This window comes from Sphingomonas lacusdianchii, from assembly GCF_022664395.1.
Taxonomy (GTDB): Bacteria; Pseudomonadota; Alphaproteobacteria; order Sphingomonadales; family Sphingomonadaceae; genus Sphingomonas; species Sphingomonas lacusdianchii.
The window spans coordinates 180,133-203,649 of sequence record NZ_JAKRET010000004.1 but is presented as its reverse complement, the minus strand read 5'-3'; the positions used below and the strand labels follow the sequence as shown (position 1 = coordinate 203,649).

Annotated in this window: 23 protein-coding genes; 8 read left to right on the top strand and 15 right to left on the bottom strand. The window is 67.9% G+C overall.

The genetic code is table 11. The features are described 5' to 3' along the window. Positions 1-104 precede the first annotated feature (104 nt). The 7 genes from MF607_RS07685 to MF607_RS07655 form a co-directional block, all read right to left on the bottom strand. On the bottom strand, positions 105-1,118 hold the full coding sequence (locus MF607_RS07685) for a serine hydrolase domain-containing protein (protein ID WP_242117086.1): 1,014 nt from the start codon (positions 1,116-1,118) through the stop codon (positions 105-107). Further along, positions 1,115-2,614, bottom strand: coding sequence for an MFS transporter (locus MF607_RS07680; RefSeq protein WP_242117085.1), 1,500 nt, complete (start codon positions 2,612-2,614; stop codon positions 1,115-1,117). The genes MF607_RS07685 and MF607_RS07680 overlap by 4 nt, the downstream gene beginning before the upstream one ends. A gap of 140 nt (positions 2,615-2,754) precedes the next feature. Further along, a complete protein-coding gene (locus MF607_RS07675) occupies positions 2,755-2,970 on the bottom strand; it encodes a hypothetical protein (RefSeq protein WP_242117084.1) in 216 nt (71 codons plus the stop codon). A 110-nt stretch (positions 2,971-3,080) separates the two neighbouring features. Next, on the bottom strand, positions 3,081-4,088 hold the full coding sequence (locus MF607_RS07670) for a zinc-dependent alcohol dehydrogenase family protein (protein ID WP_242117083.1): 1,008 nt from the start codon (positions 4,086-4,088) through the stop codon (positions 3,081-3,083). Next, positions 4,085-4,609 carry a lactoylglutathione lyase gene (gene gloA, locus MF607_RS07665; protein WP_242117081.1) on the bottom strand — a complete coding sequence of 175 codons (525 nt, stop codon included), beginning with the start codon at positions 4,607-4,609 and terminating at the stop codon, positions 4,085-4,087. Before gloA ends, MF607_RS07670 begins: the two co-directional genes overlap by 4 nt. Positions 4,610-4,620: 11 nt before the next feature. Next, on the bottom strand, positions 4,621-6,720 hold the full coding sequence (locus MF607_RS07660; protein WP_242117079.1) for a response regulator: 2,100 nt from the start codon (positions 6,718-6,720) through the stop codon (positions 4,621-4,623). After that, complete coding sequence (locus MF607_RS07655) at positions 6,717-7,655, bottom strand: glycoside hydrolase family 43 protein (RefSeq protein WP_242117077.1); 939 nt, start codon at positions 7,653-7,655, stop codon at positions 6,717-6,719. The genes MF607_RS07660 and MF607_RS07655 overlap by 4 nt, the downstream gene beginning before the upstream one ends. 195 nt (positions 7,656-7,850) lie before the next feature. Here MF607_RS07655 and MF607_RS07650 point away from each other — a divergent pair, with 195 nt between their 5' ends. Both MF607_RS07650 and MF607_RS07645 read left to right on the top strand, forming a co-directional pair. After that, positions 7,851-10,241 carry a M1 family metallopeptidase gene (locus MF607_RS07650; protein ID WP_242117076.1) on the top strand — a complete coding sequence of 797 codons (2,391 nt, stop codon included), beginning with the start codon at positions 7,851-7,853 and terminating at the stop codon, positions 10,239-10,241. Further along, positions 10,238-10,714 (top strand): DUF6702 family protein, encoded by a 477-nt coding sequence (locus MF607_RS07645; protein WP_242117075.1) that lies wholly within the window; start codon positions 10,238-10,240, stop codon positions 10,712-10,714. Before MF607_RS07650 ends, MF607_RS07645 begins: the two co-directional genes overlap by 4 nt. 118 nt (positions 10,715-10,832) lie before the next feature. Here the strand turns inward: MF607_RS07645 and MF607_RS07640 are convergent, their stop codons facing one another. After that, entirely contained in the window at positions 10,833-11,252 is a 420-nt protein-coding gene (locus MF607_RS07640; RefSeq protein ID WP_242117074.1) for a thioredoxin domain-containing protein, read from the bottom strand. Positions 11,253-11,321: 69 nt separating this feature from the next. Here MF607_RS07640 and MF607_RS07635 point away from each other — a divergent pair, with 69 nt between their 5' ends. Continuing rightward, positions 11,322-13,268, top strand: a complete 1,947-nt coding sequence (locus MF607_RS07635) for an energy transducer TonB (protein ID WP_242117073.1) — start codon at positions 11,322-11,324, stop codon at positions 13,266-13,268. Here the strand turns inward: MF607_RS07635 and MF607_RS07630 are convergent. Both MF607_RS07630 and MF607_RS07625 read right to left on the bottom strand, forming a co-directional pair. Beyond that, the gene (locus tag MF607_RS07630; RefSeq protein ID WP_242117071.1) at positions 13,237-14,583 is read right to left on the bottom strand and encodes a sensor histidine kinase; all 1,347 of its coding nucleotides are present in this window, start codon (positions 14,581-14,583) and stop codon (positions 13,237-13,239) included. The genes MF607_RS07635 and MF607_RS07630 overlap by 32 nt on opposite strands. Then, entirely contained in the window at positions 14,580-15,245 is a 666-nt protein-coding gene (locus MF607_RS07625; RefSeq protein ID WP_242117069.1) for a response regulator transcription factor, read from the bottom strand. Before MF607_RS07625 ends, MF607_RS07630 begins: the two co-directional genes overlap by 4 nt. Before the next feature lie 111 nt (positions 15,246-15,356). On the opposite strand from MF607_RS07625, the gene MF607_RS07620 reads away from it, so the two are divergent. Then, positions 15,357-15,971, top strand: coding sequence for a hypothetical protein (locus MF607_RS07620; protein ID WP_242117067.1), 615 nt, complete (start codon positions 15,357-15,359; stop codon positions 15,969-15,971). Positions 15,972-16,110: 139 nt separating this feature from the next. Here the strand turns inward: MF607_RS07620 and MF607_RS07615 are convergent, their stop codons facing one another. Genes MF607_RS07615 through MF607_RS07600 form a run of 4 tightly spaced genes read right to left on the bottom strand, consistent with a single transcriptional unit; the run spans position 16,111 to position 18,818 of the window. After that, positions 16,111-16,734, bottom strand: coding sequence for a DUF1190 domain-containing protein (locus MF607_RS07615; RefSeq protein ID WP_242117066.1), 624 nt, complete (start codon positions 16,732-16,734; stop codon positions 16,111-16,113). 13 nt (positions 16,735-16,747) lie between these two features. Next, positions 16,748-17,161 carry a DUF350 domain-containing protein gene (locus MF607_RS07610; protein WP_242117065.1) on the bottom strand — a complete coding sequence of 138 codons (414 nt, stop codon included), beginning with the start codon at positions 17,159-17,161 and terminating at the stop codon, positions 16,748-16,750. A gap of 17 nt (positions 17,162-17,178) precedes the next feature. Beyond that, positions 17,179-17,817: a DUF2491 family protein gene (locus tag MF607_RS07605; RefSeq protein ID WP_242117064.1), complete on the bottom strand. Its 639-nt coding sequence runs from the start codon at positions 17,815-17,817 to the stop codon at positions 17,179-17,181. Further along, the gene (locus MF607_RS07600) at positions 17,814-18,818 is read right to left on the bottom strand and encodes an ion channel (protein WP_242117063.1); all 1,005 of its coding nucleotides are present in this window, start codon (positions 18,816-18,818) and stop codon (positions 17,814-17,816) included. Before MF607_RS07600 ends, MF607_RS07605 begins: the two co-directional genes overlap by 4 nt. Before the next feature lie 98 nt (positions 18,819-18,916). On the opposite strand from MF607_RS07600, the gene MF607_RS07595 reads away from it, so the two are divergent. Genes MF607_RS07595 through MF607_RS07585 form a run of 3 tightly spaced genes read left to right on the top strand, consistent with a single transcriptional unit; the run spans position 18,917 to position 21,265 of the window. Next, a complete protein-coding gene (locus tag MF607_RS07595) occupies positions 18,917-19,348 on the top strand; it encodes a YjfI family protein (protein WP_242117062.1) in 432 nt (143 codons plus the stop codon). Between the two features lie 13 nt (positions 19,349-19,361). Beyond that, positions 19,362-20,102, top strand: a complete 741-nt coding sequence (locus tag MF607_RS07590; RefSeq protein ID WP_242117060.1) for a PspA/IM30 family protein — start codon at positions 19,362-19,364, stop codon at positions 20,100-20,102. Next, complete coding sequence (locus MF607_RS07585; RefSeq protein ID WP_242117057.1) at positions 20,102-21,265, top strand: glutathionylspermidine synthase family protein; 1,164 nt, start codon at positions 20,102-20,104, stop codon at positions 21,263-21,265. The genes MF607_RS07590 and MF607_RS07585 overlap by 1 nt, the downstream gene beginning before the upstream one ends. Before the next feature lie 158 nt (positions 21,266-21,423). Here the strand turns inward: MF607_RS07585 and MF607_RS07580 are convergent, their stop codons facing one another. Continuing rightward, positions 21,424-21,735: a DUF167 domain-containing protein gene (locus MF607_RS07580; RefSeq protein WP_242117056.1), complete on the bottom strand. Its 312-nt coding sequence runs from the start codon at positions 21,733-21,735 to the stop codon at positions 21,424-21,426. Between the two features lie 77 nt (positions 21,736-21,812). On the opposite strand from MF607_RS07580, the gene MF607_RS07575 reads away from it, so the two are divergent. Further along, positions 21,813-23,483 carry an MFS transporter gene (locus MF607_RS07575; protein ID WP_242117055.1) on the top strand — a complete coding sequence of 557 codons (1,671 nt, stop codon included), beginning with the start codon at positions 21,813-21,815 and terminating at the stop codon, positions 23,481-23,483. Positions 23,484-23,517: the final 34 nt, after the last annotated feature.

Here is a 23,517-nt window from a genome sequence, read left to right as displayed (position 1 = left end):
CTGTCTCAACGCCAAAACCCGCACGCCTGCAGCACCCAACCACAACGCGCACACCAAAGCGTGGCAAGTGTGAACTTAGTGAACTTTGACGCAGGCCATAACGTCTAACCATTTGTTATCGCATCAAACTCTGCCACCACCGCATCCCCTACCACCGGCCGCAGCGCGAAGATCCCGCTGTCGACATGCCGCGTCGGATGCACCCGGTTGGTCAGCAGCGTCCATGCCAGCCCCCGCTCGAAATCGACCCACAGCCCGGTCCCGGTAAAGCCGGTATGGCCGATCGTCCCCGCCGAACATGCCTGCCCGCCCGACCAGCCGGGAAAGCGGATTTCCCAGCCCGCCGTCCGATGGCCCTGCACCGGCGTCCGGATCGCGTCGAGCATCGCCGCCGACGCCCCCGTCCCGTCGAGCAGGCCCGCCGCGAAGTCGAGCACACCATCGACGGTCCCGAACAGTCCCGCATGGCCGGTCCGCCCGCCCATGGCGAAGCAATTTTCGTCATGCACTTCGCCTTTGAGCACGCGCCCGCGCCACGAACACCGCTCGGTCGCGACCGCCGGTCCCGGCGGCGGCCCCCAGCTCAGTCCCGGACCCAAGGGCAGCGCGTCCAGCCCCGCACCGATGATCCGCTCGACCGCAATCCCGAGCAGGATGAAATTGATGTCCGAATAGACCGGCGGTCCGTGCCGCCATTCCCGCTGCAACACGAACGCCCGCAGCCGCGCGGGATCGTCGCCATAGGTATAGATCGGCTCGACGGCGGGCAGGAAGGTGCGATGGACCAGACAGTCGCGAAAGGTCAGCCGCCGCTCCGCCGCCCCCGCGACATCATACTGCCGCAGGTCGGGAATCGCATCGGTCAGCGGCCGGTCGAGGTCGATCCGGCCATCCTCCACCAGTTGCAGCACGAAGCGGGTGGTGGCGATCACCTTGCTGACCGATGCGAGGTCGAACCAATGGTCGCGGGTCAGCGGCTCTTCGCTCGGCACCCGCTGCGCCAGCCCGGCGACGCGCACGTCCCGCGTGCCGTCGGCGGTGACGATGCCGAGCGTCGCGCCGGGTATCCGCCCTTCCCCGACATACCGCTCCGCTATGGCAAAGGCCCGGTCGATCATGCGTCATCCTCCCGCGCGCGGATCTTCGTCAGCAGCGGCAGGAACGGGATGGCGGCAAGGCTGACCGCCCCAGACAACAGGAAGAACCCGTCATAGCCGATGACATTCACCATCGATCCCCCGGCGCCTGCCAGCATTCGCGGCAACAGGAACGCGAAGCCGGTCAGGAACGCATATTGCGCGCCGGGATAGCGCGGGTTCACCAGCAGCGAGAGATAGACGACGAACACCGCGCCCGCGAACCCGTTGCCGAACTGGTCCAGTGCCGTCGCGACATACAGCATCGCCTCGCTCACGCCCTGGTGCGCCAGCCAGACGAAGCCGAAATTGCCGATCGCCGCGACCACCGCACCCACCGCCAACGCCCAGCCCATCGGCCGCCGCGTCACCATCCAGCCACCCAGACCGACCCCGACCATGCTCGCCACCAGCGCGACCACGCCGTCCGCCCGCCCGATCTGGCTGAGCGAATAGCCCAGCCCCTTTATCATCGGCTTGGACAGGTTCAGCGCCAGCACGTCGCCCATCCGGTACAGCGACACGAACGCCATCAGCAGGATCGCGGCGTACTGGTATCGCCAGAAGAAATCGACATAGGGGCCGATCGCGGTCGAGGTGCGGATCGGCGCGGTCGGCGGTGCCTTTCGGATCCATGGCAGCGCCGCCGCCATGGCGAGGAACGGCACCATGCACAGCCCCAGCACCCATGGCGTGACGTTGCTCTGCGCATCGATCCCGATCGCCGCCGCCGCCTGCAACAGGACATAGCCGACCGTCCCCGTTACCGCCGCGACGACGCCGAGGATCGCCGCCCCGCCGCCGATGCCGGTCAACAGCGCGACCATCCGCCCGCCGCCGCGCGCTTCCGCCGGCCGCATCGCGACGAGGATCGGAAACGGCAGGAACGCCGCCACCGCGATCGCCAGATAGGCAAGCGCCCAGCCGCCGCTGTCGGCCAGCAACAGCGCCCCGCTGCCCGCCGCGACCATCGCGCTGCGATACCCCCACAGGTTCGCGGCGACGATCGGCCCCTGCTGGTCCTGTGTGGGGAACAACTCGATCCGCCACGCGTCGGCCGCCACCTCCAGCGTCGTCGTCCAGAAGGCGAGCAGCACCGCGAACAGCGCGGTCAGCGGCAGCGACGCATCGTCCGATGTCCATGCCATCGCCGCCATCGCGCTGACGATGCCCAGCTGCGCCAGCATGATCCACCCGCGCCTTTTGCCCCAGAAGCGCGCGAACCCCGGCACGTCATAGCGATCGAGCAGCGGCGCCCACATGAATTTCAGCGTCGGCAGCAGCTGCACCCATGCGAAAAAGCCCAGCACGGTCAGCGCCACGCCATGCGCCTGCAACCGCAGCACCAGCACCGTCGAAAACATGTAGAAAGGCAGCCCGGCGGCAAAGCCGAGCAACCCATAGACCAGCATCGCCCTGCCCCCCGGATGCGGGGCGGCGTCGGCAGGCGGGACCGCAACAGCGGCGGATGCGGTCATGGCGGCTCCGGTCGTGACAAAGGGCGAACCTCCGCCGATCGCACGGACACGTCAACCGGACCATGGCCGACGGTTATGGCTTAAGTCTGATCCGCTTGCTTCGAAGCGGCACCGGCCCGCTCTGTTCCGGCTTTGCCGGATCAGCGGCTAACGCTGCCGCAAACCCCATTGATCGTGGTACAGCGGCAGCCGTCCGAGCCGGAAACGGTCGTCGCCGACAGCAGCAGCGCCTGTCGGCCGACCGCGACATTCTGGGTCAGCAACCGGTTGAGCAGCCCGGTCTTATAGGCATCCGGCGCATGGTCCGGATCGACGACGAGCAGGCTGCGCGCCCGCACCAATGCGCAGAACAGCACTGCCGCACCGGCAGCGTGGCGAGCGGCGCCTGATCGATCGTCCCCATCAGCCTATCAGGACGAACGGAGGTCAGGTCCAAACGACCGAGCGAGACCTGAGCGCCCGCCCCCTACCATTCCACCCCAATCTTGCCAAAATGCTCGCCGCCCTCCTGAAAACGGAATGCCTCGGCCAATTCGCCTAGCCCAAATCGCCGATCTACGACCGGCCGAATGCCCGTAGCATCCAGCGCGCGGACGAAGTCCTGCTGTTCGCGCCGGCTGCCGACGATTAGCCCTTGCAGCCGCGCCTGCTTCGCCATCAGCGCTGCGGTCGGGACCTCGCCGCCACGTCCGGTCAGCACCCCGATCAGCGAGATATGCCCGCCGACGCGCACCGCGGCGATCGACTGCGCCAGCGTCGCCGGTCCGCCGACCTCGACGACGTGATCGACGCCGCGTCCGTCCGCCCATTGCGCGACCGTCGTGCCCCAATCGGCATCGCTGCGATAGTTGACGGTGAAGTCCGCGCCCATCGCCGCCGCGCGCGCCAGCTTGTCGTCGCTCGACGAGGTGATTGCGACCTTCGCGCCCATTACCGCGGCGATTTGCAATGCCCAGATCGACACGCCGCCGGTGCCGAGCAGCAGCACCCGGTCGCCCGCCTTCAACCCGCCATCGACGACCAGCGCCCGCCATGCGGTCAGCCCGGCCGTGGTGATCGTCGCCGCCTCGACCGCGTCCCAGCCCTTGGGCGCGAGGGTGAAGGCGGTGGCGGGCAACACGACCACCTCCTGCGCGAATCCATCGATGCCGTCGCCCGGCGTCCGCGCGAAATCGCCGATGGTCGCCGCGCCGTCCTGCCAATCGGGGAAGAAGCACGACACGACCAGATCGCCGACCGCGAAGCCGGTCACGCCCTCGCCCACCGCTTCGACGATCCCGGCGCCATCGGCCATCGGCACCCGCCCGTCTTCGGCCGGCGACTTGCCGCTGGCGACGATATAGTCGTGGAAGTTGAGCGAGCTGCCATGCAGTTTCACCCGTATCTCACCCGCCCCCGGCTGTCCCGGATCGGCGCGGTCGACTAGTTCGAGCCGGTCGAGCCCGCCGGGTGCGCGCAATTGGACCGCCTTCATGCGTCATCCCCCGCTGCATCGACCACCGCCTGAGTCATACCGTTCGGCGACAGGATCTCGATCCAATAGCCATCGGGATCGGTGATGAAGGCGATGTCCTTCATCCGCCCCTCATCGGGCCGCTTGCGGAAGGTGACGCCCAGTTCCTCAAACCGGGCGCAGGCGGCGGCGACGTCGGGCACGCTGATGCCCAGATGCCCGAAGCCGCGCGGATCGTCGTTGCCGCTGTGATATCCCGCGAAATCGGGATCGTCCTCCGTCCCCCAATTATGCGTCAGCTCCAGCGTCGTCTCCCGGCTGAACACGAACCGCGCGCGCTCCTTGGGATCGCTGGGCACCGTCTCACCGTCGCGCAGAAAGCCGAGAAAATAGAGCGAGAATGCCGCATCGTCGAAATCCAGCTTTTGCAGCAGGGTCATGCCCAGCACGTCCTGATAGAAAGCGATACTGGCGCTGGGATCGCGGACGCGCAACATGGTCTGGTTGAGGGTAAATCCCTCGGTCCCTTGGGGTCGGGTCATCGCAACTTCCTTCAACGATCGGTGGGAGTGCCCGCCAGTCCGGCGATCGCACGGGCCAGTTCGGCCTCGCGGAACGGTTTGGTCAGGCGCGGCAGGTCGGGTGCCAGACCGTCGATATCGGCGTAACCCGATACGATCAGCACCGGCAGCCCGGGGTGCCGGTCGTGAATCGAGCGCGCCAGCCACACGCCGGTCCGTCCGGGCATCAGATGATCGGTCACCACCAGGTCGAAGCGCCGCTGCGCCAGCATTTGTTCCGCCTCGGTCGCACCATCGGCCTCGACCACCTCATATCCCAGGCTCTGGAGCATGTCGGCGGTCGTCATCCGCACCAAAGCCTCGTCATCGACCACCAGTGCTCGCCCGCGGAACCCGGCTTCGCCGGCCGCCTCCTCGTCGCCCGCCTCCACCTGCCGCACGCGTTCGCCGCTGACCGGCAGCCACAGGTCGATGCGCGTGCCCAGACCGGGGGCACTGACGATCGCCATCGTGCCCCCCAGTTGCAGCGCCAGCCCATGGACCATCGACAGGCCAAGGCCGGTACCGCGCCCGATGCCCTTGGTCGAAAAGAACGGCTCGATCGCGCGCGCGGCCGTCTCGGCATCCATGCCGGTCCCGGTATCGATCACCGACAGTCGGACATATAGACCGGGTGCCACGGCTGCCGCCGCCGTCGCCTGCGCATCGGGGCAATCGGCGGCGATCGTCAGCGTACCGCCATCAGGCATCGCGTCGCGCGCATTCACGCACAGGTTCAGGATCGCCATTTCAAGCTGGTTGGCATCGGCCAGCGCCGGCGGCAGGTCGGCGGCGATCATCGTCCGCACCGCGACCGGCGACCCGGCGGTGCTTGCGATCAGCTCGTTCATCCCGCCGACCAGCGTCACCAGATCGACCGGGCCCGACTGCAACGGTTGCCGCCGCGCGAACGCCAGCAGCCGGTGGACCAGGGTCCGCGCCCGTTCCGCCGATTGCAGCGCGCCATCGACCAGCCGCGCCTCGCGCGCCGACAGGGTGCCGCGCCGCTGCAACAGGTCGAGGCTGCCGAGGATCGGGGTCAGCAGGTTGTTAAAATCATGTGCCACGCCGCCGGTCAGCTGGCCCATCGCCTCCATCTTCTGCGCCTGTCGCAGCGCGTCCTGCGCTTCGAGCAGCGCCGCTTCGGCCTTGCGCCGCTCGGTCACGTCGGTGACGAACTGGAACGCGCCGACCTGTCGCCCCCGCCCGTCGCGGACGGCGTTGAACTTCATCTCATAGGCGCGGCGTACATTGCCGCGTGACGGATCGCCGAACTCGCCGGTCGCGGTATATTCCCTGCCCGCCAATGCGGGGTCCCATGCCGATCGGACCGCCGCCTGCTGCTCGGGCTGATCGGCGATCAGGTGGAGGATATTGTCGCCGACCTTCGGCCGGACCCCGAACACCGCCTCGAACGCGTCGATCCCCGCCCGGTTGATCGCCATCCAGTTGTAATCGAGGTCGATGACGTTGACGACCGAGTCGGTCGTCTCGACGATCGAGGCGAGCAGGTTGCGCTCGGTCGTCCGCTGGTCGACGCGCAACTCCAGCGTGCGGTTCAACTGGCGCAGATCGTCGAGCGCGGTGGTCAGTTCGGCCTGGCTGCGTTTCAGTGCCGCATCGGACAGCACCCGCGCCGTCGTCTCGTTGGTGAAGATAAACAGCCCGGCGATATCACCGCGCCGGTCAAGGATGCGCGAATAGGAGAAACTCCACCACGTATCCGCCGCCCCGCGATCGGTATCCAGCTTCCATGGCACGTCGACATAGCGGGGGCTGTTGCCGGCATAGGCCGCCTCGATGATCGGCATCGCCTGTTCGAGGCCATCGGCCCAGACCCGGTCGAACCGCTCCCCCATTGCCCAGTCGAGCCGTGGGCCCAGCAGCGGAAAATAGGCTTCGTTGAAGAAGAACCAGAGTTCCGGTCCCCAGCACAAGATCATCGATTCGGGCGAATTGACGATCAGGCTTAGCGCGCTGCACAGCCCCTCGGGCCACTGATCGGGCGGCCCCAGCGGATGGTCCGACCAGTCGCGCGCACGGATCATCTCCGCCGCGCGACCGCCACCGTTCAGAAAGGGGGCGATCGTCATGCCGGTCCCTGCGCCAGCGCGTCGGCCGTCGCGCGTGGAATGCGCACCAGCGACCCATGCCGCGCGCCGGGCGGCATCGACAGTTTCGCGCCGACATCGCGCCATTCCACGAAGTCCCGCGTCGCCGCCGCGCCCCATTTGCCGTCGCGATAGACGTCCCAGTAACACACCGTCTCGCCGCCGATCGCGGTCGTCATCGGCCCTTCGACCCAGGGCGGCGTGAACGGCTTACTGAGTTTCCCGAACGGCCCGGTCGGCGACCCGGCCGACGCCACCTGCAACCATTTGCGCGGCGGGGTCAGCGTCTCGTCCTTGACGATCAGATGCAGCCCGCGCACCCCATGCGCAAACGTCCCGTCGATCACGCTGAACCCCGGATCGTACAGCACCGCCGCCTCGCTGAACGTCACGAAATCGCGCGTCGTCACATACCATAGCCGATGGTTGTAGCCGGATTCGGACGTCCCCGCCGTCTCCTCGAACCGCCCGGCGACCGTGCTCGACCAGAAGACCACGAACGCCTTCGCCGTCGCGTCCCAGATCGCCTCGGGCGCCCAGCAATTGCGCGTGCCCTTCACGCCCGCCATCACCGGCAGCGCGCGTTGCGGCGACCAATGGCGCAGGTCGCGGCTGGTGGCGTGACCGATCGTCACCCCCTCCCACGCCGTCGTCCACACCATATGCCATGGTGCGTCGCGCCCGACGCCGCGAAAGACGAACGGATCGCGCATCAGCTTCGCCTCGCCGACCATCGGCGGCAGATAGCTTCGCCCACCGCCAAGTTCGCGAAACGCAAAGCCGTCGTCGCTGATCGCCAGCTTCAGCCCGGCCGCCTCGCCCTTGCCGGTCCCGAAATAGACGAAGAGCAACGGATCATCGGTCCGCGCTGCCATGGCCTGCGACGCGATCGGCAGGGAAGCAAGCGCGCCGATCATCGTCCGCCGGTCCAACAGCATAACTCGCGCACTGCCCTTTCTCGATTTCGGCGGAACGATTGCCGCACTCCGGGGTCGACCGCAACCATCGGTCCGGTCGTGTCACAATATACCGATATTGCCGTCGCCAAATGGTTGACGCGCATCGTATCACCGGCAACGATTACCTGTCCGTCCGTTCGAAAGGTCAAACCCTTGCCCGCCGTATCCCGCATCGCGCTGGTCGCCCTGCTGCTCGCCTCGACGCCCGCGCTCGCCGACCCGATCCGCCAGACCAAGGGCGACTGGCAGGACAAGTTCCGCCAGCTGGAGGGGGAGGATTGGCCGACGCCGACCGATTATCGCAACGCATCGGGGGCGCCGGGCTATCGCTACTGGCAGCAAAAGGTCGATTACGACGTCAAGGTATCGCTGAACGAAGCGACCAAGGTCGTCACGGGCACCGAGACCATCCGCTATCGCAACAACTCGCCCGACGCGCTGCCCTATCTATGGCTGCTGCTCGACCAGAACCAGTATAAGCGCAGTTCGATCGCGCAACTGTCGCAGACCGTGCCCGATGCGACGACGATCAGCATCGGCGATATCCGCCGCGCCGAAGCGATGAAGAACTGGGAGGGCGGCTTCGCCATCGCGGCGGTACGCGGCCCCGACGGACAACCGCTCTCCTACCGCGTCACCGACACGCTGCTGCGCATCGAACTGCCACAGCCGGTCGCCGGCAACGGCGGCGAAGTGACGCTGTCGATCGACTGGTCGTTCCCGATGGCCGAGCAGAAGGTCGTCGATGGCCGTTCCGGGTACGAATGCTTCACCGGGACCGGCGAAGACGGCAACTGCATCTTCGAAGGAGCGCAGTGGTTCCCGCGCCTCGCCGTCTATTCAGACTATGAGGGCTGGCATAACAAGGCGTTTCTCGACGCGGGCGAATTCACCCTCGAATTCGGCGACTACAAGGTCGCACTGACCGTGCCGTCCGACCATGTCGTATCGGCGACCGGCGTCCTCCAGAACCCCGATCAGGTCCTGACCGCGACGCAGCGCCAGCGGCTGGAAGCGGCGAAGTCGGCGACCTCGCCGATGTACATCGTCACCCCCGACGAAGCCGTCGCCGCCGAACGCGGCCGGGCTTCGGGCACCAAGACCTGGACCTTCAGCGCACAGAATGTCCGCGACTTCGGCTGGGCATCCTCCCGCAAATTCGCGTGGGACGCGATGAACGTGCGGCAGGACTATGCCGCCAACCCGAACGTGATGGCGATGTCCTTCTACCCGAAGGAAGCGCGTCCGCTGTGGGACGCCTTCTCGACCAAGGCGATCGCCCACACCATCGACGTCTATGGCAAATTCGCCTTTCCCTATCCCTATCCGGTCGCGCAGTCGGTCAACGGTCCGGTCGGCGGCATGGAATATCCGATGATCACCTTCAACGGGCCGCGCCCGGTGAAGGACCCCAAGACCGGCCTGCTGACCTATACCGAACGCGCCAAGACCGGGCTGATCGGCGTGGTGATCCACGAGGTCGGGCATGACTGGTTCCCGATGATCGTCAACAGCGACGAACGCCAATGGACGTGGATGGACGAAGGGCTGAACACCTTCCTTCAGTTCCAGGCGGAAAAGCTGTGGGACAAGGACTTCCCGTCACGGCGTGGCGAGCCGAAGGACATCGCCGAATATATGCTGTCCGACAATCAGGTTCCCCTGATGACACAGTCGGATTCGGTGCTGCAATTTGGTGCCAACGGCTATGGCAAGCCTGCCACGGCGCTGACCATCCTGCGCGAGACGGTGCTGGGCCGTGACCTGTTCGACCGCGCCTTCCGCGAATATGCGACGCGCTGGCGCTTCAAGCGGCCGACCCCCTACGACTTCTTCCGCACGATGGAGGAAAGTTCGGGGGTCGATCTCGACTGGTTCTGGCGCGGCTGGTTCTATTCGACCGACCATGTCGACATCGCGCTCGACAAGGTGGTCGAGGGCCGCATCGCCGGCCGCGATCTGGAAGCCAATGCCCGCGAACGCCGCGCGATCCGCGATGGCGAGAACACGTCGCTGACGGTCCGCAACAATGCCGGACAGCGCACCGTCACCGAACGCGATCCCGCGACGCGCGACTTCTACGACCAGCAGGATCGCTTCGCCGTCAGCCCGCAGGACCGCCGCGACCTCGCCGAAAAGCTCGACAAGCTGACGCCCGAGGAACGCGCCGCCTTCGACGTGAAGGACAAATTCTACCGCTTCTCGCTGCGCAACATCGGCGGGCTGGTCATGCCGGTTCCGCTGAAACTCACCTTCAGCGACGGCAGCAACGAGATCGTCCGCATCCCCGCCGAAGTCTGGCGCTACGATCCGAAGGCGGTGACGTGGCAATATGTGATCAACAAGACGATCACCGGTGCCGAGGTCGATCCGCTGCTCGAAATCGCCGACGCCGATCGATCGAACAATGTCTATCGCGGCGCCATCCGTCCGGTCGTGCTGGAGATCGAGGATGTCGAGGATCTGGAAAACCGCATGAAGGACTTCGACGTGCAGGTGAAGCCTGGCTCGCTGCGCACCTATCCCGCGCCGGTGTCGAAATGAGGGGCGCGCTCGCCCTCCTTGCGGCGCTCGCGGTAATCGCTCCGGCACAGGCGCATCGTGGCCATGACTCGTTGGCGGTTGTCACGCTCGCCGATGGCAGGGTCACCGTGTCGCACCGTTTCGAGGCGCACGATATCGAACCGGCACTGGCGAAGATCGCACCGCAGGCGCAGACCAGCCTAGACGATCCCGCCGCGATGGCGGCGCTGCGCAGCTATCTGCAGCGCCGCTTCGTCCTGCAGATCGACGGCAAACCGGTCCCGCTGACCTATGCGACCACCGACCTGTCACACGCCGAGGTCCGCATCGACTATACCGGCCGCGGCCCTCGTAAACCGAAGTCGGTCGCGATCCGCTCGACCGTGTTGACCGACGTCTATCGCGGACAGGTCAATCAAGTGAATGTCCGCCAGGGCAATGTCGTGAAGTCGCTGACCCTGCGCGGTGCGGGCACGGGCAGCGTCACGCTGTAATCTCCGACCCGTCTTGTCGTGCCCCCGCGCATGCGGGGGCCCAGAGCCAAGCAGACCAACGGCTTGCGTCTGGAACCCTCGACCCCCGCATGCAAGGCGATACGGCAGCGATAGCTTACTACCCCCGACACGCCTCGACCATCCCCCGCGCACTTGCCGCCGTCATGCCGCCGCGATGCAGCGCGCAGGGCCGCCCATCCCCGCCAATCGCCACGCTGAACGGCAGGCCGGCCGTCTTCGCCAGCAACTCGGCGCGCACCTCCGCCATCCGCGCCGCATCGGGGCGCCAGACCTGATCGATCGGCACCCCGCGCAACATGGCCTCGGTCGCCCGCCCGCGATCGACCGGCACCACCAGTACCCGGTACGCCCCCGCCCCGCCCGCAATCGCCGGCAGCTGCCGCAATTCGCCATGGCACGGCGCACACCATGACGCGACGAACAGCAGGATCGATCGCGTCGGATAGCGCGCCGGCTCAGCCGGTGCGGCACCGGTCAGCAGCAGCGCGCCCGCGATCAAGGTCCAAATTCGCCGCATTCCCCCGCCCTGCCCATCGACGCTGTCATCTTGGCGTGCTTTGTTGCCGGACAATAGAGGGGATGACGAATGATCGACGCGATTCTGCACGGACTGCTCGCGGTGGCGCAGGCGGCGACGCCCGCCCCGGCGGCGACGACGCTGCAAGCCCAGTTCGATGCCGCCAACATTGCCTATGAAACCCGCAAATGTGCTGACGCGATCAGGCTGTACGACGCGCTGGAGGCACGCACCGTCGGCACGAAGAACGCACTGCTGCTCGGCGCGGTGAAGGTGCGCAAAGGCATCTGCGTCGCGCGCAACGGCGACCATGTCGCCGGCGCCGCGCTGATCCGGCAGGGCATGCCCGCGCTGACCGGACAGGCCGCCGAATTCGCCGCCGACCTGCGCGACGCGCATATGGTGCTCGGCACCGCCGCGTTCGATGCGTTCGACTATGATGCGGCGGCTTCGTCCTATCGCAACGCGCTGGCGCTGGCCAAGGGGCTCGACCGCATCGCCCCGCTGCTCGCCCTGTCGCGCACGCTGGCCTTCGATGGCGATGGCAAGGCGCTGGCCTATGCGCAGGAAGCCCGCGACCTCGCCGCCAAGGAACCAGCGATCGGCAAGGACGTGCTGGCGCTGATCCAGACCCGCTATGCCCGGGTGCTGCTGAACAACGGCAAGAAGGAGGAGGCGTACGACGTCCTCAAGGATTCACTGCGCAAGCAGGGCGGCCTCGACCAGCGCGTCAGCAGTTCCGAGGTCGCCACCCGTGCCGACCTTGCGCTCGCCGCGCTGCTCAACGGCGACCGGCAACAGGCGCAGACCTATATGGCCTATACCGGCGCGGGCCGGATGAAGGACGATGCCTTCGCCGCCGCGATCAACATGAAATCGGCGGCCTGCGGCTCGGCGACCGGCCTGAAACCCGACGATTTCGCGGTCGTCGAATTCTCGGTCGCCGACAACGGCACGGTCAACGCGGTGACCCCGATCTACACCACCGGCGGGCGTGACGTGGCACTGGCCTTTGCCCGCGCCGTGTCCGACTGGTCGTGGTCGCCGACCGAGTCGGTCAAGATTCCCGCCTTCTTCCGCAACGCCACCCGGATCGAGCTGAAATGCTCGACCGCCGCCGACCGTCCGTCGCTCGGACAGCCGCTCGGCGACGCGTTCGACGCCTGGGTCCGTACGAAGGGCCACCAACAGGACTGGTCGGACCTGAACCCGGCCCGCGCCTATCCGCTGGTCCGCGCCGAAGCGAACCGCGCGCGTGCCGCAGGGGACCAGGGCGCACTGCTCGCCGCCGATGCGTGGATCGCCTATTCCTCGCTCCCGACCGAGGCCGAGCGCATCGCCGCCGCCGCCGAAGCGGTCGCGCTCGCCCGGACGATGCAGGCCCCCGCCCCCGTCACCACCTATCTCGCGCTGGCGGAGATCGATGCCGATCGCAGCCATTACGATCAGGACGTCCGCAAACGGACCGCGCTGCTGGCCCGGCCGGAGATCAACGGCGACCCGCTGTCCGCCGCGACGGTCCGCATGATGCTGGCCAACCGTTCCTACCCCGCCGCGCCCAAGGCCGAGGCGGAGCAGTTGATCGCCGCCGTCGTCGCCGCGCCGCTGCCCGAAAACCATCCGCTCAAGGTCGCGGCCCTGCTGCGGCAGGCCGACCTGCTGGCGCAGCGCGGCGAGGTGGCACAGGCGCGCGCCGCCTTCGACCGCACCGGGCTGACCAGCGACCAGTGCGCGCTGATCGCGCCCAGCCCGGTCGTGCAGCGCAGCGGCGCGACCAGCAGCCTTTACCCGACCGAGGCGGTGCAGATGGGATTCCAGGGCTGGGCGCAGGTCGAATTCGACATCGCCGCCGATGGCCGCACCATGACGCAGCGGACCATCGCCGCCTATCCGCCCTTCGTCTTCGGCGAAGCGGCGCAGAAGATGGTCGGCGCGACCCGCTATCGCAGCAGCTTCCGCCCCGAAGGAAACACCGCCTGCTCGGCTAATATCCAGCGGTTCCGCTTCCAGCTGTGACCGGCAGCGTGACGGTGGCGACCAACCCGCCCCCGTCCGCCTCGCCCAGTTCCAGCCGCCCGCCATAGAGCGCCGCCAGATCGCGGACGATGGCGAGGCCGAAGCCATGCCCGTCGCCGCGTTCGTCCAGTCGTACCCCGGGATCGGTCGCCCGCGCGCGGTCGGCGGCGGCAATGCCGGGGCCGTCGTCGATGACGCGGAGCACCGCGAACCCGCCCTTGCGCACCGCAGTGACGTTGACCGCCGACCGGGCATGACGCGCGGCATTGTCGATGAGATTGCCGACCAGTTCGTCCAGATCGGCCGCATCGACCGCCACCGACAGGTCGGGTACGTCCGCCCGCACATTCAGTCCCCGGTCGCGATGCAGCGCCGCCACCACCGCCACCAGTCCCTCGACCGCCGGTTGCAGCGACGTCGCCGCGCGCCGGTCGACCGAGCCACCCCGGGCGCGCGCCAGATGATGCCGGATCGTCGCATCGATCCGCGCGACTTGCACAGCGCGGGGATCGTCGCCCAGTTCGATCGCCAGTGTCGCTACCGGCGTCTTGAGCGCATGGGCAAGGTTCGCCGCCGATCCGCGCGCCGTCGCCAGCGCCGCCGCATTGTCGCGGACCAATGCGTTCAACTCGACCGCCAGCGGCCGCAATTCGTCGGGCTGATCCTCGGGCACATCCGTCGCCGCGCCCTCCCGCACCGCCGCCACGCGGTCGCGCAGGACCCTGAGTGGTCGCAACCCCAGCCGCAACTGCACCAATGTCGCGACCGCCAGCACCAGCGCCACGATCGCGAGCGTCAGCAGCAGCGGCAGCATCGCTCCACGCAACGGCTGCTCGATCTCGCGCCGCGGCACCGCCACCGCCACGCGCCCGCGCCCCTCGGGCAGGTCGAGCACCAGTCCATGCACGCGCGTCGCATCGGGCAGCGTCAGGTCGAACGGCGCACCGAACCCCGGCCCCCGCCCCGCCGGCGGTCCGCGTTCCGGTCCCACCGGCGGCCCTGGCGCGCGCAGCGTCGCGAGCGGCGGCATGCCTGCACCGACCGTCCCGCCCGGCGTATCGATCCGCCACACCGCATCCGTCCCGATCGCCGTCGCCAGTTCCGATCGGTCGAGCAACTCGCGGTCGATCGTCCCGTCCGGCCGCACCACCGCGCGCAGCAACCGCAACCGGTCGCCCAATCGCGCGTCGATGTTGCGCGTCACGAAATGGTCGAGCACGCCCCCGATCGCGAACCCCGCCACCGGCAGCGCCACCAGCGTCGTCGCCACCGACAACGCCAGCATCCGGCCATGGATCGACCGCGGCAACCTCATACCGACCCAGCCGTCAGCCGATATCCGCGACCCCGCACCGTCTCGATCAGCGACGCGCCGATCTTCTTGCGCAGCCGCCCGATAATGACCTCCAGGCTGTTGGAATCGACATCGGCGTCGCCCTCATAGACCCGCTCCATCAGGTCGAGCCGCTCGATCACCGCTTCCTTTGCCAGCATCAGCGCCGCCAGCACCCGATATTCGAGCGCGGTCAGCTTGATCGGCAACCCGTCCAGTTCGAACACCCCGGTCTGCGTCTCGTACGCCAGCGGCCCGCAGGTCAATCGCGTTGCGCCATGCCCCGCCGCGCGGCGTACCAGCGCGCGCAGCCGCATCATTAATTCCTCGACGCGAAACGGCTTGGTCAGGAAATCATCTGCCCCCGCCTTGAACCCGGCGACCTTGTCCGACCATCCGTCGCGCGCGGTGAGGATCAGCACCGGCAGGTCGCGCCCGCCCTCGCGCCACCCCTTCAGCACCGCCGTCCCCTCGCGATCGGGCAGGCCCAGATCGAGCACCGCCACGTCATAGCGCTCGGTATCGCCCAGATGCTGCGCATCGATCCCACTCGGCACCAGATCGACCGCGCAATGTTCCGCGCGCAACGCCCGCGCGATGGCGGGGCCCAGATCGGGATCGTCCTCGACAAGCAATATCCGCATGGCACCTTCCGCTATCGCTGCCGCTTAAACCGAAACTGAACCGCGGGGTTCAGCGTGGCGAGGGGACGAATCGCTAGAACGGCTCCATCGAACAACGAAGGAGTATGACACATGGCGAAATTCTCTTTGAACGGTCCGGGCAAGCTCGGCCTCGGCGTCGCGATCGGCCTTGCCCTCGGTGCGGCGGGCGGGGCGAGTGCGGTGTCGATGACCCGCCCGTCGGTCGAAATGGCCCCGACCGTCGCCACCCCCGTCGCGAAGCTCGCCAGCGACAATGGCGTCGTCACGGTCAAGGGCCGCGTCGCCGAAGTCTTTGGCGACCGCTTCGTGGTGCAGGACGCGACCGGCCGGGCGATGGTCGATGCCGGGCGTGACGCATCGGTCAGCAAGGGCGCGGCGGTGCAGGTGCAGGGCCGCTACGACAATGGCCAGCTCAAGGCGAGCTATCTGGTCGACGCCAATGGCAAGGTGACCCCGGTCGGCCCGCCCCCGCCCCGTCCCGGCCACGGCCCCAAGCCCGGCCCCGACGGCGCACGCGGTCCCGGCGGACCCGGCGGACCCGGCGGCCCGGGTTGCGCTCCGGGCGCAGTCCCGCCACCGCCGCCCGCCGACGGCAGCGCTCCGCCGCCGCCGCCTACCAGCGGCCAAGTCCCCCCGCCCCCGCCGGCCGGCGCGGCACCGCTCGCCAAGGCACCGACCACGGCACCGGTGACGTCGACGCGCTAAGTCCGCTTGCGTGGAGGCTGGACCGCCTCGACCCGGCTGTGCCGGAACCCTTCCGTACCCCCGCGCAGGCGGGGGTACGGTACAGCGGACATTCGCACAGGGCTCGCACCCGCGAGGATCGACCCGCCGCTGGCGCCCTCTACCCCCCGAACGACCGCCCGCCGCCCCAGCCGCCACTTGACCGCGCGCTCACCCGGCCACCGAAGCCGCCGCGCGAGACGACCGAGCTGCGCGTCTGGATGCGCTGGGTCGTGACCGGGGTGGTGATCGCGTCGCGGCCGACCGAATAGCGATAGCCGTTGCCGCGGCCCAGATACGCGCCCGACCCGGTATACCAGCCGCCATCGCGGTCGCGCCGGTCGCGGTAGAGGCCGCCATAGGTATAGCGCGACGAATTGTTGTTCAGCAGTTGCCCGATGAGGAAACCGGTCAGCAGCGGGGTGAAGAAGCTCTGTCCGCCCTCGCTGCGCTGAAAGCACTGCGCCGATCCGAACTGTTCCTCGCACAGCGCCTGGCTGTCGAAACGGGGCGCAGCCTTCGCATCCTCGTTGAACGCCTTTTGCTGGGCGGCGACGCAGGTGTCGCGGTCATATTGGCCGCTGTCGACGCATTGCTGGATCGTCTGGAAGGCGGCGACCTCGGTCGGCGGGCCGAAGCGCGCCTGTTCGTTATTGTCGTCGCAGCCGGACAGCATCGCGACCGCGCCGACGGCGGTCAGGCCGGCAGCGACCGAGCGTTTGCGGCGGGGGGGCTGGGTGGTCATCGGCAGGAGCCTCTCAATAGGTCATCGACGCGGCGTTGAGCAGGCCGAGTCCGATCGAGGTCGCCGCGCTGTAGATCGCGCTGGCGATGTTCCCCTCTTCGATCCGGGTGACCATGTCGCGCACGATCAGACGGCGGACGATGAAGGCGGCGACGATCTGGATTACGCCCGCCAGCAGCGCCCAAGCGGTGAATTCGACGACGCTGACCGTGACGCTCAACGCCGAGGCGAGCGGCAGGGCGAAACCGATGATCGCGCCGCCCAGCGCGATTCCCGCCGCCGGATTGTTCGCAGCGATCAGCGCGCGCTCGTCATAGGGCGTCGATATCTGGTACAGCCATTTGAAGACGGTCAGGAACAGGCAGGCGAGGCCAAAGGCGATGACGAAGTGCAGCGCCCCGTCCAGAAAATATGCGACATCGAACATCCCGGTCCCCCTAAAGCTCAGGCGTTGAATTCGGCGGGCAGCAGCGGCAGCCCGACCATGATCTCGTGCGTCAGGTCGCCGCCCTCGGGCTGCATGGCGATGGCGAGCAGCAGTTCCTGCCCCTCGGGCGCGATGTCACGGGCATAGAGCATGCAGGCCTGCTTGATCTGACGGACCGGGCGGCCGGTGCGCTCGTAATAGACCGCCTCCCACAGTTCGACCGGCGGCTGGCTGCGATCGTCGTCGGCGTACCAGAAACGCTGGAAACGGGCGAGGCCGGGTTCGTCCCACACCGGCTGCGACAGGCGCTGGCGGAACGCGCCGGTATCGGCCCAGTCGGTCGGGTAGGTCGACGACCATGGCCGGAACAGGGTGAAATCGTCGGCGTCGGACCCGTCCGCCGACTGGCTCACCGCCTGCAACATCAGTTCGTCGTCGGTGTAGAAGCGGTGGACATGGCTGCCATCGTCGAGCCGGATCACCCCCTGCGCGGTGATTTCGAGCGTGTCGCGGTCGAGGGTGAAGGCGGCACCGGTCAGCCGCCGCCATGCCAGCGCATCGAGCCGGACCTGTCGCCCGATGGTGATGTTGCGAACCACGGCGACGGCCGGGAGTTCGTCCTTGGGAGCGCCGCCGAACAGGCTGCCGAAAATCATGCCGCGATCCTTGTCCGGGCGATGTAGAACAGCCGGTCGCCGACCGCGATCCGACCGTCGGGGTCGAATACCGGCGAATGCTGTCCGGCGCCACAGCTGGCGACCAATATTCCGCCGCGGGCGCGCAGATCGCGGGCGGCATCGTCGAAACTGCCGGTAGTGCGCGCGGTCGTGGCGTAGAGCGTGCCGCCTTCGTCGGTATGGCTGGCGAGCTGCGCGATCAGGCGGCTGGAGCCGGGATCGCTCAGCGCCTTCACCACCAGTTCGACGGTCGGGGTCAGCACCACCTCTACCTGCGGGCAGTGCGCCGCCAGCAGCCCGGCGGTATCGGGATCGCGCAGGAAGCAGACGACATGGCCCGTTTCGTTGAGCGCGGTGACGGCCAGCGTCGCCGCCAGCGTATCGGGATCGGACGGCCCATAGACGATGACCCGCTCGGCGGTCGCCACCCCCGCTCGGCGCAGGTCGGCCGGCGCGGTCAGCGAGGCGACACGGACGAAGCGATGCGTCGCGGCGTCGCCGGTCAGTTCCTGCGTCGCGACCAGCACCAGTTCGTGCCCCTGCCCGTCTGCGACGATCTCCGCGATCATGCGCGGCGTACGATCGGGATCGTAGCCGACAAGGACGATATGGCCGCGCATCGCCCTATAGTCTCCCAACCCCATGCGCCGCCGTCGCCAGCGCGCCGACACCCCCGCGAATGCGCGCGCGATCGACACGGTGAACAACGCGATCGCACCAGGCATGACGAACAAGGCGGTGACGATCCGGCCCATGTCCGATTTGGGCGACAGATCGCCGTAACCGACCGTCGAGGCGGTCGTCGCATACCAGTAGAGATAGGCCGAGGGGCGCAGCAGGTCGCTTTCCCCGGCAAAGGCCAGCAATTCCCATGAGATGGTCATGTGCAGGACCAGCAGCGCGAGCAGCACGCCCCGGTGCAACTCGCTGGCCGCGAGATAGAGCCGCCGCAGATAATTGCCGAGACTGAATGACTTCATCCCCTGCTTATGCCCCCGCATCTTGCTTTTTGGTCGGCCCTTATGCTTGGGGTGTCAAGCGCGGCCAACACACCGGGCCGAGCTTTTCGGAGGGATGGATGGACGAAGCACCCCGTAGCTGGACGATCGCCGGGCTGGCGCAGGCGCTGGGCGGTCCCGATTACGCCGACGAACTGAGCGTCGAGCGGATCGAGCAGGCCGAACCGGTCCTGAAAATCACCATGCACCATGTCGGCGACCTCGCCATCTTCGCCTCGGTCGCGGGCGAGCAGATCGTCGTGTCGAGCCTGTTGTGGCCGGTCGATGAACAGCGCGAGCCGGACGCGTTCAACCGCTTCCTGCTCAAGACGCAGAAGCTGGTGCCGCTGTCCAATTTCGCCATCGCCGATGTCGGCGGGCGCGAATATTATGAACTGGTGGGTGAGCTGTCGGTCGAATCGTCGCTGCGCACCGTGTTGATCGAACTGCGCGTGCTGGCGCAGAACGCGATCGAGGCGGCGTCCGAACTGCGCACCGAATTCGCCGCGTAACGGAGAAGTATCGATGTCGATGTGGAAGAACCTCGTGGCGCTGGTGCGCGGCACCGCGCACGAAACCGGGCAGTCGATCGTCGATGCGAAGGCGTTGACGATTCTCGACCAGCAGATTCGCGATGCCGGCACGCTGCAGTCGAAGGCGCGCGACGATCTGGCGACGCTGACCGCCAAGCGGCGGATGATGGAAAAGGAACTGGAGGCGCTGACTTCGCAGCGCGATAAGTATGAATCGTCGGCACGGGCGGCGATGGCGCGCGGCGACATGGACCTTGCGCGCGAAGTCGCGCAGCGCCTCGCGACGATCGAGCAGGAACAGTCGAGCAAGACTCCGCAGATCGCCGACATGCGCGCTGCCGAGGACAAGATCCGCGGCATCATCAAGACCGGCGACGGCAAGATCGATGCGCTGCGCCGCGAGGTCGATGTCGTCCGCGCGAACGAGAGCGTGCAGAAGGCGCAGGCCTCGGTCGCCAGCAGCTATGGCGGCGCGGCATCGTCGCTGGGCTCGGCCGCCGACAGCCTCGCGCGGCTGAAGGAGCGGCAGGCGATCCGCGAGGAGAAGTTCAAGGCACAGGCCGAGCTGGAGGATATGCGCACCGGCGCCGATCTCGACGCGAAGCTGCAGGCCGCCGGCCTGCTGCCCGGCACGTCGAGCGCCGATGACATCCTCGCTCGCCTGTCGCAGCCCAAGGACGCGCCGCGCCTGTCCGACGGGACGCGCGACGGCGGGACGATCGGGCGCGATTGATGGAACGCCGCGCGGTCGCCCCCCGTCCCGACTGGCGGGCGACCGCCGAACGAATGGGGTTCACCTTCCACCATCAGGACGGCCAGAAATATTGGGAGGAGGAGGCGTGGTACGCCTTCTCGCTCGACGAGGTGGAGCAGGGGATCGAAGCGCCGAGCGCCGAACTCCATGCGATGTGCCGCGATCTGGTCGACGAGGTGGTCGGCAGCGAGGCGCTGATGCACCGCCTCGCCATCCCGCAAGACATGCGCGACGTGATCGCGGCGTCGTGGAAGGCGCATGCGCCGACGCTGTACGGGCGGTTCGATTTCGCGTTCGACGGCATCGGCCCGGCCAAGCTGCTCGAATATAATGCCGATACCCCGACCAGCATCTTCGAGACCGCACTGTTCCAGTGGCAATGGCTGGAGGATCGCATCGCCGACGGCACACTGCCTGCGGGAGCGGACCAGTATAACCGGCTGCACGATGCGCTGGTCGAACGCTTCGGGGCGTTGTTCACGCGAGGCAGCACGGTGCATTTCGCCTCGGTCGACGACCATGTCGAGGATCGCCAGACGGTCCGCTATCTGGAGGATGTCGCGCGCCAGGCGGGGCTGGACCCGGCATTCGTCGCGATCGACCGGATCGGGATCGATGGCGACGGCGCATTCGTCGATGGCGACGACGTGCTGATCGCGGCGCTGTTCAAGCTGTATCCGTGGGAGGATATGCTGCGCGAGCCGTACGCCAAGCAATTGGCGGCGACGAAGACGCTGTTCCTCGAACCGGCGTGGAAGGCGTTGTTGTCGAACAAGGGGATCCTGCCGCTGTTGTGGCAGCGGCATCCCGGGCATCCGAACCTGCTGCCGGCGGCGTTTGCCGATGACGCGGCGGCGCTGGCGGAGATCGGCGAGTCCTATGTGCGCAAGCCGATCTTCTCGCGCGAGGGCTGGGACATCGAACTGCTCGACGGCGGCGCCACTGCACGCGGACCGGACGGCGGCTATGGCGAGGAAGGCCATGTCGTGCAGGCCATCGCCCGGTTGCCGGTGTATGACGGCAATCATGCCGTGGTCGGATCGTGGATCGTCGGCGACGAAGCGGTGGCGCTGTCGGTGCGCGAGGATGACGGGCCGATCACGCGCGACCTGGCGCGGTTCGTGCCGCACGCGATTGTCTAGCCAGTTCTTCCTTCCGGCAAGGCGAGCTTCATTCGAAAGTCCGCCGTACCGTGTCCCCGCGAAGGCGGGGACCCAGGACCCCATGCGCAAGCCTTTGCTCTGCTTGGCTCTGGGCCCCCGCCTTCGCGGGGGTACGGATGGGTTTTGGCGGACGGCGGTCAGGACAGCAGTGCCCGTAACGCTGCCTCCACCGCCGCCGCTTCTCCCTCGATCCGCAGCCGCTTCACCCGGCTCGTCTGCCCCGCGACCAGCGTCACCGCGCCCCGCCCGACGCGCAACTGCTTCGCCACGAACCGCACGACTTCGTCATTCGCCGCGCCGTCGACCGGCGGGGCGGCAACGCGCAGGCCGAGTGCGGTAGCGTCGCCTTCCAGCGCCACCACGCCGGTCACCGCCGTCTTCGACGCTTTGGGCGTCGCACGGATCGTCAGCGTGGCGCCGGTCGCGTCGAGGGTAAAGGGATCGCGCATCGCCAAATCCTTGCCGCCGCAAGTCTCGCCAAGGCAAGCGGCTTGGCACAAAGTCGCACGCGGGGCATTCACCCGCCATGGCATCCTCACCCGTAACGACCGCGACGGCACAGCATAGCTCGCCGCTGTCGATCCCGGTCTTTCGCGCCATCTGGATCGCGTCGATGGCGTCCAATTTCGGCGGGCTGATCCAGTCGGTCGGCGCGTCGTGGATGATGACGTCGCTGGCGGCATCGCCGCAGATGATCGCGCTGGTACAGGCGTCGACGACGCTGCCGATCATGCTCCTGTCGCTCTGGGCCGGCGCGGTCGCCGACAATCTCGACCGGCGCCGGGTGATGCTGGCGGCACAGGCATTCATGCTGGCCGTGTCGGTGGCGCTGGCGGTGTGCGCATGGATGGGCGTGCTCAGCCCGTGGCTGCTGCTGTCCTTCACCTTCCTGATCGGGTGCGGGACGGCGATCAACGGCCCGGCATGGCAGGCGTCGGTCGGCGACATGGTGCCGCGCAGCGTCCTACCCAGCGCGGTGGCGCTCAATTCGATGGGGTTCAACATCGCGCGCAGCGTGGGGCCGGCGATCGGCGGCGCGATCGTCGCGGCAGCGGGGGCGGCGGCGGCGTTCCTGACCAATGCGGTCAGCTATGTCGGGCTGATCGCGGTGCTGGCACGGTGGAAGCCCGATTATGTGCCGCGCACCCTGCCGCGCGAGACGCTGGGCCTCGCGATGGCCGCTGGCGTGCGCTATGTCCGCATGTCGCCGAGTTTGCGGACGGTGCTGATCCGCGCGGCGCTGTTCGGGCTGGCGGCGAGTGCGGTGCCGGCGATGATGCCGCTGGTCGCGCGCGATCTGGTGACCGGCGGGCCGCTTACCTATGGCGCGCTGCTCGGCGCGTTCGGCGCGGGCGCGGTGATCGGCGCGCTGTCGAGCGTGCGGTTGCGCCGGCTGTGGAGCCCCGAACGGCTGGTGCGGGTCGCGGCGACGGCATTGGCGTCCGGCGCGGCGATCGCGGCGGTCAGCCCGGTCCTGCCGCTGACGCTGGCGGCTTTGGTGCTGGCCGGCGCGGGCTGGGTATCGGCGCTCAGCACCTTCAACGTATCGGTGCAGATGGCCGCCCCCCGCTGGGTCGTGGCGCGGGCGGTGGCGCTGTACCAGATGGCGGCGTTCGGCGGCATGGCGGCGGGAAGCTGGCTGTTCGGGTCGGTCGCCGAAGGATCGGGCGTGCGTACCGCCTTGCTGGCGGCGGCGGGCGTGCAGATGCTGAGCGTGGTCGCCGGGCTGCGGCTGCCCCTGCGCGATATCGAGACCGCGAACCTCGCCCCGCGCGGCTGGGAGACGCCCGATACCGAAGTCCCGGTCGAGCCGCGGTCGGGGCCGGTGGTGGTGACGATCGATTATCGCATCGCCCCGCAGGACGTCGTCGCGTTCCTGAACGTCATGAACGAACGTCGCCGCATCCGGCGGCGCGACGGGGCGCATCACTGGGCGTTGCTGCGCGACCTGAACGATCCGGAACTGTGGATCGAACGCTACCACGTGTCGACATGGCTCGATTATATCCGCCACAATCAGCGCCGCACCGAAGCCGATCGCGCGAATAGCGAGGCGTTGCTGGCGCTGCACCGGGGCGACGGCCCGCCGCACGTCCACCGGATGATCGAACGCCAGACCGCGTCGCTACCGGTCATGCGCCTGCCGACCCCGCGCGAAATGGCCGATCCGCTGACCGATCCCACCCGGTCGAACTGATTTATTGAACACTGTTATTTTTCTGCTAGTCTGA